The organism is Paucibacter sp. TC2R-5 (assembly GCF_025717605.1).
GTDB classification, from domain to species: domain Bacteria; phylum Pseudomonadota; class Gammaproteobacteria; order Burkholderiales; family Burkholderiaceae_C; genus Paucibacter_A; species Paucibacter_A albus.
In genome coordinates this window covers 676,665-690,530 of sequence record NZ_JAJIRQ010000001.1, presented here as the reverse complement: position 1 = coordinate 690,530, position 13,866 = coordinate 676,665, and the positions used below count along the sequence as shown (strand labels likewise).

Sequence of the window (13,866 nt, the reverse complement as noted above, 5' to 3'; positions counted from 1 at the left end):
CGCCCGGATTGCGCAGTTGAAAGTTTGGTCAAACGCCCCATTGGCCCAGTGGGCCTCGGCCTGTAGGCGCGCTGCCGCCGCCGCACAGGGCTGGGGCCCCGCGCCAGCGCAACTCTGCTCCGCCAGCAAAGCGAGTGCCGCAGCCGCGAGCGGGCGCTCGCCGTCCAAAACCTGTTGCGCCTGTCTAAGCAGGTCATCGCATGTGGCTTTTACTTTGACTTCTGGCTCTCGGCGCTTGGGCGGGGGCATGGCGTGCCATTTATTAAAGTACTTCCCCTAATATACAAGGCTTGCGATATAAGATTCGGAAGCAGCCGCAGACAGCGCTTTTGCGTTGTTTTTGAGTCCGAAATCATTCAGCCTGGTGGAAAAGCGAATGCCGTATTCCTTGCTTTCCGCAGTCAAACACCGAATTTCGGTCGGGCTAGGCTTGCCCTTCAATGTCTATAAGCAGGATGCCACCCTGCTGCTGGCGCGTGGCCAAGTCCTCAGCAGCCAAGCCGAACTGGACGCGCTGCTGCAACGCGGCGCCTTGGTTGATCTCGCTGATTTGCAGAGTCCTTGCGAGCTGATCCGCCTGGCCAGCCCCGAGCAACTGCCGGCCATCTGGCGCCAAAGCCTGCAAGAACTCGGCGCTGCGCTGAGCGCCTCGAGCCGACCAGGTTTTGCCCAAGCGCTCGATGATGTGACGCCGGCGGTGCTGAGCTTGATCGAGCGGGACAGAGATTTAGCCATCTTCCAGATCATCAAAGCCTCGGACAAAGCTTCAGTGCAATACGGCGTTAGGCACGCCCTGCACTGCGCGATCACCAGTTTCTTGGTGGCACAGCGATTGGGCTGGTCGGACAGCGAGGCACACAAAGTGTTCAAGGTCGCGCTGACCATGGATATCTCCATTCTGGAACTGCAAGGACAGATGGCGGAGCAGACCACGCCGATCACCCCTGCGCAACGCGCGGCGGTCCTCAGCCATCCCGAACGCAGCGAACAGATATTGGTCCTGGCTGGCATCACCGACAGCGAATGGCTGCTGGCGGTGGCCCGCCACCATGAGACTCCGGACGGCACCGGCTACCCCAAAGGCTGCCGGGAGCCGGGGGATTTGGCCACGCTGGTGCAGCGGGCCGACACCTATACCGCCATGCTCAACCCCCGCCACGGCCGCGCCGCCATGGCCGCCGACAGAGCCGGCCGCATGATGTTTATGCAAGACGGCAGCCACCCCATGACCGCCGCACTGGTGAAGGAGTTTGGCCTCTACCCACCCGGCTGCTTTGTGCGGCTGGCCTCGGGGGAAACCGGGGTCGTGGTCAAGCGCGGTGCCAGCGTGATGACGCCCATCGTGGCTGCGCTGAGCTCCCCTTTCGGCACAAGCCTTGCCCATCCGATTCGCCGCGACACCGCCGAGCGCGGCTACTGCATTCACGCGGTGCTCGGTGATCACGGCCAACTCGAACGGCTCCCTGCTGATGCGCTGATGACTCTGGCTTGAATATTCTTCGCTCAAAGCAGCGGGGCTTGCGGCGACGCCGGACAAGTGCCCATGACAGCTACAGCAACATTTCAGCGGCGATCAAATCCATATCGTGCGCGGCGACTTCGAGCAAGCCGAAACGCAGCCGGTAGCCCCAATTTTTCTGCCCACGCGAAAACTCCAGCCGCTCCAGCAAGGGCTGTATCGGCAAGTCCCGACTAGGCCGCCACGCCACTTCACGCCGAAACGGCACGAAGCCTGCGCCCATATCAAAAGCATAAGGTGAGCCGCCCGCAACTTCACCCAGGGCGGTAAAGGCCTGCAGCCTGTCTTTGCCTCCAAACTCGGCGCTGGGTGAGTAATAGACCACACGGTCACCAGGCCGCAAGCGCTTGAGCGGTGCGCCCTTGCCATGGCAGACCTGCATAAAGCCCTCTGCGCGCCCGCGCCGTACATGCTCGGCACTGGCAACCGCGATCCAATTCTTCACGGGTCTTCTTGGAAGCGCTGCCAGCGACTCAAAGCCAGGCAGGCTGGTGTTTAGCGCCAACATTACAGATGGGGCGCGAAGGCGCGCAGTCGGTGACCGTCTGGATCAAGAGCCGTGAAGGTGTAGCCGAAGTCCATGGACGTCGGCGATTGAATGATGGGCAAGCCGAGTGCAATCCACGCGCCATGCAAGCCGTCAAGGGCTGGCCGATCAGGCAGGGCAAAGGCCAACTCGCTGGTGGCCGCTGCGGTGCCGGGCTCGACCAAAGGCTCCACGGTATGGCGCGCCCACAAGCCCAGCATCAACCCGGCGTCCAGCGCGAACAGCGCAAAAGTGGGCGAAGCCTCGATAGGCTCGCGGCCAAGCAGCCGGGCATAAAAGGCTGCGCTCTCGAGTGGGCTACTGACATAGAAAAGAATGAAATTGGGCTGCGTCATGGTGATGAACTTTGTGCTGTCTGGTTGATAACAAGCGTTCATCGTAAAAATCGGCAGTGTCAATTTCTGACAGCAGCAAGCTATTGCGGCGCCATTCCTTCAAGCGCCCGCCACTCGGCCAATAGGGCCTGCCGCGAGCGTGGGTAGCGGATCGAAGACACCGTCATATTGCCGATCCGATCAACCCTGAAGTTACGGATGGCCTGGCGCATTTCGCACCAAGCCACCAAGACACGCGCCGAATCAAAAAAACCCAAAGCAAATGGCCAAACCACTCGTTCGCTGGCTTGACCCTTCAGGTCTCGATATTGCAGCGTCAGCTTGAGCTCATTGCGCATCGCCGACCGCAAACGAGCCATCAACTGCTCAGGCCCTGACAGCGACTCACCGGGCCCCACCAGCAAGGCAGAGCTGTCCAACTCGTGGCGCAACTCGGCCGGCAAGACCGCCGAAATCTTCGCCAGTGCGCTGCGTGCGGCGTCGGCCAATTGGGCGTCGTCGCTGCGCCCGGCAACCCAGCGCGAGCCCAGCACCAGCGCCTCCAACTCATCCGCCTTGAACATCAAGGGCGGCAGCGTGAAGCCGGGCTTCAAGACATAACCAACGCCCGCCTCGCCTTCGATCTGTGCGCCTTGCGCTTGCAAGGTGGCAATGTCGCGATAGAGGGTGCGCAGGCTAACGTCCATTTGCTGCGCCAGCGCCGCCCCCTGAATCGGATGACGATGACGGCGCAGCAGTTGCAAGAGTTCCAGCAAGCGGGCAGCGCGCGACATGCAGTTTGCTCGCAGTCTTTCAGTCGTAAATCGATTTCTCAGGCCGGCGCGCCAGCACCGCGATCGGTGGCGCCCAACGCTCGCCCCTGCCCTTCTTGCTGGTCACCAGCGTGATCTCGCTGGGCTCGAAGACCTCAACGTTGTGGGTGATCGGCGTGGTCAGCAAATACTGCGCACGGGTCGAACGCAAGAAGTGCCCGACCAGCTGAATATTGCGCACGTCCAGGTGGGCAAAGGGCTCGTCGATGAAAACGAAGCCGCCGGGCGAGTCGTCGTCTTTCATCAAGCCAACCAGCAAAATCAGGCTCTTCAAAACTTGCTGACCGCCCGAAGCCTCGCCGTCATTCAAGCCCACCTCACCCTTGCCGTCGAAGTTGAACTTGACTTGCAGGCCGGCCTGCGCCAACACCATATCGTCGTTGTCCAGATGCGGCAGCTCGGCCACGGCGATGACGCCGGCCAACTCGCCCAGCTCCTGCACATTCTTCTTGTAACGCCGCACCGTAGCACGCAGCACATCGATATAGCGTTCACGCGCATTGAAGGCAGCGATGCGGGCCATCTCGTTGCTGGCGCGCCTGTCATCAAGCTGGGTAGTTTGCTCCAGCACCGCCACACTCATGCGATGGTGACGCTCTTGCACCTGAGGGTCGGTTTCCCAGACGCCGCGTTCCAACTCCGCCTGCACATGCCGGCCGGCTATCTCGGCCTGCTTGGCATTCTCGAATTCATCACGCAAGGCCTGCAGCGTAGCCGCTTGAATCCAAGCGGCGGGAAAGCGCGCGCGCGCCTCGCGAGAGGCCTTGGCCTGTGCCTTAAGGTCTTGCAGGCGGGTGTTGTGCTCGCGCTCGGCCCGGCCCACATTTTCTTCACTGGCCTTCAGGCTGAGCTGCGCCGCTTCGTAATCCCGCTCGCTGCGGCTTTGCGCGGTCAGCGCCCGGTCGTGCTCGGCCTCCAGCGCCGTCATACGGCTTGAGGCTTCGGCGCGAGCTTGACGCAAGGCCGGCAAGCGGCTGCGCGCCGCCGCGAACTCATCCGCCCTATCGCCCAATTCCTTGGCCGCCTTATGGCCCTGCGCGGCGCGTTGCGCATCTTTAAACTGGCGCTCGACTTCCGCCTGCTCCTTGGCCAAGCGGCTCAGTTCAGCGTCATAGCGAGCCAGCTCGCTCTCCAGCGCCTTGCGCCGACTTTCCAGCGCAGACACACCGAACTGAAAGTCACGCGGCTCAACCCAGAGGCTGCGGCCACCGCGGGCATCGCGGTAATAGGCATCCGGCGTGATCCACTCCCCGCCAGTCTTGGCGCCGGCCTCGGTATCCTTGACGCGCCGAATGCCACCCAACTGGCGCAAGAGCCAGCCAGGCAGCTTGGCATTGATCTTCAACGCAGCCAGCACCGAGTCCGGGGGGGCGGTGGCCGGCGCGCTCTCGCCCTCGGCCACCACATAGTGCCGATATCGCTCACGCGAGGCCAGCGCAAAAGCATGAGCCTCGTCACCTGGGCGGGCTAACACCACCACCCAACGGGACGGGCGCAGCAAGCCTTCCGCTGCGGCGCGCCAGGCCTCATCGGCAATGTCGATGCAATCGGCCAAGACATGGTGATGAATACCGGCATCATCGAGCGCCCGCCTGAAGCGCGTCACTTCAACCGGTGGCGGTGGCAGGCGCTGGCCGCTGAGACCTTCGAGTGCTGCCTGCGCTTTCTTGCTCTGGTCATTGGCGCGGGTAAAGCTCTCGCGCAAGCTATGCTGGCGGCCGCTCAGGTCCTCGACCCGCTGCGCCAACTCTTGGGCGTCGGTCTCGACGGCGGCCAAAACCTTCAACTCCTCCTCGCGCTTGGCCAAGAGTTCCATCGGCCGCTCGGCCTCACGGGCAGCGTCAAAGCTGCTGCGGTTGTGGCGCCGCTCTTGCTCCAGCTCGGTCAGACGCTGCTTGGCCTTTTGCGATGACTCAAACAAAGCATGCAGCTCCGCGCGCTTGGCCGTCTGCGCGCGCGCGTCGGCGCCAGCAAACAGGCGCTGCCGGTGCAAGTCACGCAGGCCTTGCGCGGTACGCGCTCTGGCCTCACTCCATTGCAAAACCGGCAACACTTCCGAGGCAATGCGCTCGCGCTCGCGCAGGCGCAGCTGGTACTGCTGATAGCTGGTGACGCGGTTGGCCAGATCGGACAGCTGCGCCTGGGTGTGCGAGAGTTCGTGGCCTGCCTGCTCCACTTCCTTGAGCAAATGCTGCTGATGGCTGCGCGCCTGGTCATAGCGGTCCAGCACTTCCTGGTCACCAAACACCTCGAACACCAGGCGCAGCAATTCCTTGGGGCTGAGCTCACACAGGCGGTCGGTCTGGCCCTGCTCCAGCGCGAGCACGCGGCCGATCGCGCGTGTCAGACCGGCAGCCTCCAGGCGGCGGCGCCAGGCCTCGATACCCATCCAATCCTTCTCGCCATGCTCGGACAATTGCTCTACCGTCTGCACGCCCTCACTCATCATGTAGCGGCGTTGCCAGTCGCCGCCATGGCGCTCAATGCGGCAGGCGAGCGTGACCTGGTCCGAATAGATCAGCGAGCTGGCAAAGGGACGCGAGCTGTTCTGGCGGCCGCGCGGGCGGTTGTCCACCAAGGCCCGCAGCCAGGCGGTTTCGGCGTTGGCGTGGCGAGCATAGGTCTTGTAGGTGCGCCCGCCCGAGCACTCCAGGCCCAGCAGCGTGCGCATCGCATCCAGCAGCGTCGTTTTGCCCGAGCCGTTGGGCCCGGCGATGGTGATGATGGCGCCGTCCAGCGGCATGGTGACGCGCTGGCAATAGTCCCAGTGCAGCAGTTCCAGAGATTGCAGATGAAACATGGTCAGTCTTGCTCGGGCGTTATTGTTGTTGTTTCTTCTAGGGCTTCGTCCACGGCTTCTTCGACCACTTCGTCTTGCGCTTGCCGCTGTTTGGCGATTTGCGCAATGGCAGGCGCGGCCAAGACGTCGGTCGTGCGCGCCAGCACATCGGCCAGCGCACCGTCCAGAATGCGCGGCGCCAGCGTGTCGTAGTCCAACAGCAAATCGAGCAGCGGGCCTTCGGCGATGTCTTCGCCGCGCCGCGTGATGAAGCCGTTACGCTCCAAGAGCTTCAAGTTGGAATCCAGCCGCATCTTCTTGCCCAGCTGATTGCCGAAGTCGACCAGCAAGCTGCGGTAGGACAGGGTCGGGCTGACGCTGGCGGCCGTCGGCAGCGGCTTGTCGGTGGCGAACATCTCGTTCTGACCAGCCTCTTTGGCATCGGCACGCGCGACCTGGCGCTGGCGCTTGGGCAAGACGATCAGCGACCACAAAATCACCAGCAGCGCGACGCCGTCACGCGGCAGATCGAGGTTGTTGTTTGCCGCCAAGCCCGTCTCACCAAACACCGCCACCTCGGCCGGACGCAGCATGGCCACGCTGATGTGATCGGCGTAGAGGTTGTCGATCACACGCAAACCCACCGCCGCAAGCCGCTCGCTCAGCGCCGTCCAGACATCGGTATCGATCAGCGCCCGGCGCACCAGCGGGTGGCTGCGCGGCAGCCAGCGGCGCGCCAGCAATTGCGCCGCCAGCGCGGCCGCATCATCAAGAGCTGCGCTCATGCTTTATCTTCCTCATTCATTGACTCACCCGTGGATGCATCCGGGCCGCTGGCTCGCAGCACACCTCGGCTCATCCAGCGTATGTATTCGTCATCGATCGGCCCCTGCTCCACGCCCCAATGCACGCGCCAAGGTTGGCGCGCCATATCGCCGGTCGCACCCACCAAGTGCTGAGCCTGCGGGTCGCCCAGCAGTGGCAACAATTGCGCCCGGTAAGACGCGCGCGCATAACTGCCCCCCAACACGGCAGGGGCCAGGTCTTGCTCCAGCTCGCCGGCCTCGGCCCAGCGGTTCAACAAGGCCTGCATCAACCCCATCTCGGGCGGCAAACTCATCACCGCCAACTCACCCTCGGGTGCGGCCTGAGCCGTCGGCAGCGGCTCTGCCTCCTTCGGCTTGGGCCGATCTCGTTCGAACTCGGCCTCGGCCTGGTCCAGCAACTCATGCTGCGACACCAAGACCGGATGAACCGGGCGCGACAGCGCGCCTAAAGACAGGTTCTCCAGAAAATGCACGCTCTGCAGCCAGCGCCGCACATCTGTCGTCGTGATACCGGTCGAGCCCAAGGTGACGCGCTGGCGGTCGGCCTGCTGCAGAGCCCGGTTGAACTGGCTGGCCATGGCCAAAAGCCGCGCCTGAGCCAGGCCCAACTCTCGCGCCAAGCGCTCTAATTTGGCGTTACCTTGCTCCTGCGCCTGCACCATGATGGCGGTCAGCGCTTCGCTGGCCTTTGCGACCAGACTCAAGGCCTTGCCGAAGCGCTGGCGGGCGCGGCGCAGATGGAACTCGGAGCCACTCGCGATCGCGTCGGCAAATTCGTCATAAAGCCGGGACAGCTGAGCCTGCAGATGCTGCAGATGCGCAGGGTCCAAGGTGCCGAGCTGATGGGCGCCGGCCACATTGGCCAGCAAGGCGGTCAGATCGGCGTCTTGGCCCACACTGGTGATCAGCGGCGTCAACACGCCCAGCAACTGCTGCGCCAAGGGCGTCACGCTGTATTGCTGGTTAGAGCCATCCCACAGCAACAGATCGGCCTCGCGGAAACGCTTGAGCACCAGTTCCAGCGGCTCATCGCGCAGCATATGGAAATGCTGGTTGAAGACCTCGCGGCTGATCCGCGAGGCCGGCATCGCCATCAGCTCCAAAAACACCCAGACACGCAGCTTGACCAAGCTGGCCGGGCCGTGAAAGAGCGCACGCAAGCCGGCCGTCAGGCCTTCTTGGCGCTCCAGCTGCCACAAAAGTTGCGCCTCACTGGGAGCCGCCGCATCGCGAAAATAATCTTCAAAGCGAGCTTCGTCTTCGCTCGCTGGGTTTGGGTTCTCCCGCATGGGTGTGATTATCCCTGCAGTAGGCGCAGCAACTGCCTCAGCAGCGGCGTGGCCAGCAGAACAAAGCACAACACATTGATGCCGACCGTCAGCCAAAACCGGCGCAAAAAGGCGGGCTTGGCTGATTTGTGGCGCAGTAGCTGCTGTGCCAACAAGGCGCCTGGCCAACCGCAGGCCAGCGCGAGCACATGCAAAGTGCGCTCAGGCACACGGGCCTGCATTTTGAAAGCCGCTCGCTTATCACCGGCATAGACGATAAAAGTCGCCAAGCTCATCGCCATATAGGCGCCCCACAGGCCCGCAGGCAAGGGCCAAAGCAGATGGCAAGTCAGGTAGAAAGCGGCAAAGGCGGGAATCAAATACAAGCTGCTAAGCGATTTGCGGGCCGGGCGTACGCTGACGGCGACCTTGCTGACCCGCACCTTCACGGCCCGCCTTTTGCCCTGAGCGTCCTGCCCTAACTCGTAAGTCAAGGCCGCCCCGGCCAGGGGCCGCTCGGCGCGCAGGCCGAAGTCCTTGATATGAACAAACAGTTTGGCCTCACCGCTCGCCGGGCTGATAAAGCCATAGCCCTTGGCATCGTCCCACTGTGTCAGCTGACCTTGTTGCCTCATTGCAATCGATGCTGAAATGATGTTGTCCCAATGAAAAAGCCCGCTGCAGAGCGGGCTTTCTTCTTCTGCTGCTTGACCGAGCGCGTTTTGAGCGCGCCGCCGTCAAGAGCGGATATTAACGACCGAAGCCGCTGCGACGTGGGCCGCCACTTGGAGGGCCGCTACGCTTTGGGCCGCCTGGGCCGCGTGACTCGAAACCACCGCCAGCAGGGCGACGGTCTTGACCGAAGCTTGGCTTGCCGCCGAACGATGGCTTGTTGTCGCCAAAGGCCGGGCGGTCATTGCGAGGTGCGAAGTCACCGCGTGGAGCGAAGTCGCCACGTGGAGCGAAGTCACCGCGTGGTGCGAAACCGCGATCATTGCCACGATCAGCAGGAGCGCGATCGAACGATGGACGGCTGTCCTGACGGAAGTCACCGCGTGGCTCGAAGCCGGCCGGACGGCCGCCTTCACGAGGCTGGAACGGCCGACCTGCGCCGCCACCAAAACTCTTACCGCCGCCGAAACTCTTGTTGCCGCCAAAACCTGGCTTGCCGCCCCATGCAGGACGCGCACCGCGGTCTTCGAAACCACCCGCACCGGCTGGCCGTGGCGGGAAGATGCGTGGTTCTTGCGACTTAGGCTCCAAACCTTCGATCTGCGCGGCCGGGATTTGTTGCGTGGTGAACTGCTGAATGCGGCGGATCATCGACACATCGTCACGCGTGGCCAGCGTCACCGCCAGACCAGCGCGGCCGGCACGGCCGGTACGACCGATACGGTGCACATAGTCCTCGGCCTTCATCGGCAGACCGTAGTTGATCACGTGGGTAATGGTCGGCACGTCAATACCGCGAGCGGCGACGTCAGTGGCAACCAGAACCTTCACTTCACGACGGCGCAAAGCCATCAGCACGCGGTTGCGGCGACCTTGTGGCATGCCACCATGCAAGGGAGCGACCGAGTGGCCGAGTTCCTGCAGACGCTCAGCCAACCAGTCAGCATCGCGCTGGGTGCTGGTGAACACCAGGGCCTGGTCAACATCCTTGTCGGCCAGCAAATGCTCAAGCAACTGGTCCTTGTGGTTGTTGTTGTCGGCCCAGTGCAGACGCTGGGTGATGTTCTCGTGGGTGTCGGTGTGCGAAGCGACATCGATGCGCATCGGATCGCGCAGCAGTTCCTGCGCCAAGCGGCCCACGTGACCGGCGAAGGTCGCGCTGAACATCACGGTTTGACGCGTGGCGGGGATGCGATCGGCGATGGTCTTGATGTCGTCGATGAAGCCCATGTCCAACATGCGGTCGGCTTCGTCGAGCACCAGCAACTCGACATTGTCCAGCACCGCACGGCCCGACTGCATATGGTCCAGCAGACGGCCAGGCGTGGCGATCAAGATGTCAAGCGGGCCACTCAATTGCTTCAGCTGCAAAGCGTAAGGCATGCCGCCCAAAACGGTGGACAAACGCAGGCCCGGCACATAGCGGCCGTAGGTCTGAGCGGCCTTGGCAACTTGCATCGCCAGTTCGCGGGTTGGGCACAGCACCAGCACGCGTGGACCTTGGACCTTGCGGCGGCCCTTTTCGTCCAGCACAGGAGCGCTTGGGTTGGCACGGCTTTCCAGCACCTTGTGCAGGGCTGGCAAGATGAAAGCTGCGGTCTTGCCGCTGCCGGTGCGCGACGACACCATCATGTCCAGACCCTTCAGGCCGGCAGGAATCGCCAATGCTTGTACTTCGGTGGCCGTCTCGTAGCCGGAATCTTTAACAGCGCGCAGGAGGGCTTCTTGGAGGCCTAGATTTTCAAAACTCATGTATTTCTTTCAACAATGCCGTGCCCCGCTCGCAAAATGCAAACGAACACACGCACCCGATGCGCCGCAAAATTTTGCGCATCAAGCCAGTAAAGTCGCTTGGAGAAAGCTCGCGTCGTGCACCGGGTCTTGTTGAGTCGGCAAAAGCATGCCGAGAGGTGCCAGGTGCGGCGCCGGGGGAACAGTCAAAGCGACGGCATCGCCGCCGACCGAACCCGAAGGGTGTTCAGCGCTTCACCCTGGAGGGGTGCACTGGCACCGCACGATGAGTGTGGGCCGGTGTCACTGCGCGCAATCCTGTGTTTCGGATTGGGCAGCTGCCTGAACGGAGGTCAGAGGAGACGTACGAAATGCAGCGGTAATCACCGAAGCAAGACTGCGACTATAGCACACTAGGGTTTCCACGGAAAGACTTTAGGCAAATAGCGCCAATGAAGCGGCCGGCGCGTGCGAAAAATCACGCGCGCCGCCCCCACCACTCTCGCCTAGTCCGGCAAGGCCCCGCACAGCGCCACCAAAGCCTGCATGAAGCGCTGCTGCTCCTCGCCTTGCAGCAGTTGCCGACTCACGTCGCCGTCCAGGCTGCCTGCGGGCAGGTCGACCACGCCGTCCAGCGTTTGCAGCATCGCTTGCTCAAGCCCTGTTTGTGCCAGCAGCTGAATCAAAGGCAAACCGCGCGACTGCTCGTCGGCCAGGCACAGCAAACGCTGCTCCAGCAGCGCCTCGCCCCAAGGCAGTTCCAGGTTCACCAAGGCGGCCCGCTCGATCTGCAGATCCAGCCCCGCTGCGGCCCGGTCGCTGCAGAGCAAAACTGCGCTGCCCGAGCCATCTCGCCAGCGGCGCAACGCTTCCAAGCGCTGCGCCAGCGGCGCTTCCGCCTGCAGCTGCACAAAAGCCGTGCCGCTGGCCTGCAGCCGCACCGCCAACAGGCTCAAAGCATCATCCCATTGGCAGAACACCACCAAACGCTCAGCTGCAGCACCGAGCAACTCGCGCGTTAGCGCCGCCACTGCGGACAATTTCGGCGCCTCGGCCGAGCCCAGCTGCGCATCGAGCAGTTGCGGGCTGATCGCCAACCGGCGCAATTGCTGCAGGGTTTGCTGAACCTGCAAGAGCTCGGTCTCGGACACATAGCCGCTGCGCTGCCAGCGCGCGACCGCTCGGCGCAAGTCGGCCAGCAAGGGCGCTTGCATCTGCTCTTGCTGCTGACTCAAGGCCACCGCACGCAGCTGCACCAGAGCCACAGGCAAGGTCGGCAGCAGCTCGGCACGGCTGCGGCTGAACATCACCCGCTCCAATGTCTGGTCCAGGCGCTCCAAGGCAAAGAAGCTATTGCTTTGGCCGGCGCGGCGCACATGCCGGCTCAGGAAACGCTCCCATGGCCCATTGCGATGCCTGTCCAGCAGATCCACCAAGGCGAGCAAGGCTTGCGGCTGCTCATCCAGAATTTGCCCACTGAGCATCAGCAAAAAGCCCTTGTCGAGTTGCCGCAGCAAGGCCAAGGCATCAGCGTCCAAGCGCGCGGCCTCGTCAACAATGATCAGCTCGGGTGCAAAGCCCTGCAGCAGGGCCAGGTCTTGCCCCAGCGAGGCCAGCGACGCGATCTTGATCTCAAGGCCCTGCCCCAGGTTTTGCAGCTGAGTCTGGCGCGTCTGCGCGTCACCCCAGACCATTTGCGCCCCCGCCAGGCTGAGGGTTTGCACCTCGCCCAACCAGCGCGCCTGAGCGGACTCGGCACACAAGACCAAGACCCGCTCGGTACCGAAATGGCGGGCACACAACTCGGCCGCCGCATAGGCCGGCGCGTACAAGCCCAGACCCAAATCGTCGGCCACCAGGCTGCGCCCGGCACAAGCCGCGAACAAGGCCGCCTCCAGCTGATACAGCGGCAGCGGCAGCTTCAACAAGCCGCGCAATGCGGGGCTTTCCAGCCCTTGCGGATAGGCCTGTGCCAGACGCTGCACGCGCTGACGCGCATCGCGGCCGAGAGCTACCTGCTCCCACACCCCGGCTTCAACGCGCACCTCATGACCGAGTTCGGCCGCCAATTGCAGCAAGCCAGTCAGCAGGCCCACATCATCGGCCGCGTCGGCCGGCAGCCGGCCGCGCTCATCCAGCAAGGCCTGCGCCTCACGCGCCACCGCCTCGGGGCAATGCTGGCCTTGACGCCAGCGCAGATAGCGCGCGGCACCAAAGCCCAGCAGCACTTCGCTGTAGTCCAGCCGCAAGCCCTGCTCGAGTGCAGCGCGTTGTTGCGGCTCGTCCAGCAAACTGCCCAAGGCGAACTCCACATGCTCGCAGCTGCCGCGCTCACCGAAGCGGAACACCTCACAGATGCAGCGGCAGTCACTCAAGCTGGTGCCACGAATCGACACGCGCCACTGCCGCTCGCCGGCCAGCTCGGCCACCACATAGTCGCCAAACACGCCGCTCGCGGCTGAGCCGGGGCGCTGCAAGGCAAACTTGGCGGGCGGCTTCGGAACGGCCGGCGGAGCGGGAGGAGTTGGCCGCGGCGCAGGCACAAGGGCTGGTTTTGTGGCGACCGGCTTGGTTTTTGCGACCGGGCTCTTGGTCCGCTTGGCCGCGGGAGTAACTGACTGGATTGGCGCAGCCTCTACTGGCTTCGTTGCCGGCTTTGCTGCCGTCTTTGGCGCGGGTTTGTGATCGGCCTTGCTAGCCGTCTTAGACGGACTTGGCGTTTTAGACTTTTTCTCGTCCGCCTTCTTGGCTGGGATCAAAGGCTCTGCCGGCAGCGAGACCGCCGCGACCGTCTTAGTGGCCTTGGTCGCCTTGCCCGTCTTTGTCACCGGTTTTGGCTGAACCTTGCCCAATACAGTTTCCGCGACGACTACTTCTTTGCTCGCGACTTTCTTGGTCGCCACTTTCTTGGCAGGCTTTGCCACCGCCACGACCGGCAATTCAGCCGCCGCCTTGGTCGCGCGCTTGGTCGCCTTCACCGGGGCCGGTGCAGGGGCTACTGCCGCAGCGACCACGGCTTCGACGACCTTGACCGCCTTCTTGCTCTGCGCCTTCTTCGCCACCGGGGCCGGGCTGGCAGCGACCGGCTGAGCGGTCTTCTTGGCCGCCACCGCTTTTTTGGCGACTGGCGTTTTTACGGCCACCTTGACCGCAGTCTTTGCTGTGGTCTTGGGAGCTGCTTTGACAGCGGGCTTGGCTGCGGCTTTGGCAGCCGGCTTCTCAGCCACAACAGCCTTGCTCGTTGCCGGTGCCTTGGCTTTCGCCTTGGTCTTGCTCGTTGGTGCAGCGGCGACAGCAGCAGGAGCCGCAGCAACGACAGTCTTGGCGCTGGTCTTGCTGCGCGATTTTGGGGCGATGGCCATAAGAGTATTTGATG

The 13,866-nt window shown here is 63.3% G+C and carries 10 protein-coding genes; 1 reads left to right on the top strand and 9 read right to left on the bottom strand.

Annotated elements, in window-relative coordinates; translation table 11 throughout:
* Positions 1-376: 376 nt before the first annotated feature.
* Positions 377-1,492, top strand: a complete 1,116-nt coding sequence (locus LNV08_RS02920) for an HD-GYP domain-containing protein (RefSeq protein WP_263532140.1) — start codon at positions 377-379, stop codon at positions 1,490-1,492.
* 58 nt (positions 1,493-1,550) lie between these two features.
* Here LNV08_RS02920 and LNV08_RS02915 read toward each other — a convergent pair whose 3' ends face one another.
* The 9 genes from LNV08_RS02915 to LNV08_RS02875 form a co-directional block, all read right to left on the bottom strand.
* A complete protein-coding gene (locus LNV08_RS02915) occupies positions 1,551-1,964 on the bottom strand; it encodes an EVE domain-containing protein (protein WP_318014089.1) in 414 nt (137 codons plus the stop codon).
* Positions 1,965-2,026: 62 nt separating this feature from the next.
* Complete coding sequence (locus LNV08_RS02910; protein ID WP_263532138.1) at positions 2,027-2,401, bottom strand: VOC family protein; 375 nt, start codon at positions 2,399-2,401, stop codon at positions 2,027-2,029.
* Positions 2,402-2,481: 80 nt separating this feature from the next.
* Positions 2,482-3,174, bottom strand: coding sequence for a helix-turn-helix transcriptional regulator (locus LNV08_RS02905; RefSeq protein WP_263532137.1), 693 nt, complete (start codon positions 3,172-3,174; stop codon positions 2,482-2,484).
* A gap of 19 nt (positions 3,175-3,193) precedes the next feature.
* Entirely contained in the window at positions 3,194-6,013 is a 2,820-nt protein-coding gene (locus LNV08_RS02900; RefSeq protein WP_263532136.1) for an ATP-binding protein, read from the bottom strand.
* A 2-nt stretch (positions 6,014-6,015) separates the two neighbouring features.
* Positions 6,016-6,777 carry a hypothetical protein gene (locus tag LNV08_RS02895; protein ID WP_263532135.1) on the bottom strand — a complete coding sequence of 254 codons (762 nt, stop codon included), beginning with the start codon at positions 6,775-6,777 and terminating at the stop codon, positions 6,016-6,018.
* Positions 6,774-8,108: a hypothetical protein gene (locus LNV08_RS02890; RefSeq protein WP_263532134.1), complete on the bottom strand. Its 1,335-nt coding sequence runs from the start codon at positions 8,106-8,108 to the stop codon at positions 6,774-6,776. The genes LNV08_RS02895 and LNV08_RS02890 overlap by 4 nt, the downstream gene beginning before the upstream one ends.
* Before the next feature lie 8 nt (positions 8,109-8,116).
* A complete protein-coding gene (locus LNV08_RS02885) occupies positions 8,117-8,722 on the bottom strand; it encodes a cold shock and DUF1294 domain-containing protein (RefSeq protein WP_263532133.1) in 606 nt (201 codons plus the stop codon).
* Positions 8,723-8,837: 115 nt separating this feature from the next.
* Positions 8,838-10,511: a DEAD/DEAH box helicase gene (locus LNV08_RS02880; protein ID WP_263532132.1), complete on the bottom strand. Its 1,674-nt coding sequence runs from the start codon at positions 10,509-10,511 to the stop codon at positions 8,838-8,840.
* Between the two features lie 485 nt (positions 10,512-10,996).
* Positions 10,997-13,852: an SNF2-related protein gene (locus tag LNV08_RS02875; protein ID WP_263532131.1), complete on the bottom strand. Its 2,856-nt coding sequence runs from the start codon at positions 13,850-13,852 to the stop codon at positions 10,997-10,999.
* Between the last annotated feature and the right edge of the window lie 14 nt (positions 13,853-13,866).

Excerpts from the sequence above, each read along its gene's own strand:
- LNV08_RS02920 (WP_263532140.1), top strand. The coding sequence starts at position 377 with ATGCCGTATTCCTTGCTTTCCGCAGTCAAACACCGAATTTCGGTCGGG.
- LNV08_RS02905 (WP_263532137.1), bottom strand. The coding sequence starts at position 3,174 with ATGTCGCGCGCTGCCCGCTTGCTGGAACTCTTGCAACTGCTGCGCCGT.
- LNV08_RS02885 (WP_263532133.1), bottom strand. The coding sequence starts at position 8,722 with ATGAGGCAACAAGGTCAGCTGACACAGTGGGACGATGCCAAGGGCTAT.
- LNV08_RS02875 (WP_263532131.1), bottom strand. The coding sequence starts at position 13,852 with ATGGCCATCGCCCCAAAATCGCGCAGCAAGACCAGCGCCAAGACTGTC.
- LNV08_RS02895 (WP_263532135.1), bottom strand. The coding sequence starts at position 6,777 with ATGAGCGCAGCTCTTGATGATGCGGCCGCGCTGGCGGCGCAATTGCTG.
- LNV08_RS02890 (WP_263532134.1), bottom strand. The coding sequence starts at position 8,108 with ATGCGGGAGAACCCAAACCCAGCGAGCGAAGACGAAGCTCGCTTTGAA.
- LNV08_RS02900 (WP_263532136.1), bottom strand. The coding sequence starts at position 6,013 with ATGTTTCATCTGCAATCTCTGGAACTGCTGCACTGGGACTATTGCCAG.
- LNV08_RS02910 (WP_263532138.1), bottom strand. The coding sequence starts at position 2,401 with ATGACGCAGCCCAATTTCATTCTTTTCTATGTCAGTAGCCCACTCGAG.
- LNV08_RS02880 (WP_263532132.1), bottom strand. The coding sequence starts at position 10,511 with ATGAGTTTTGAAAATCTAGGCCTCCAAGAAGCCCTCCTGCGCGCTGTT.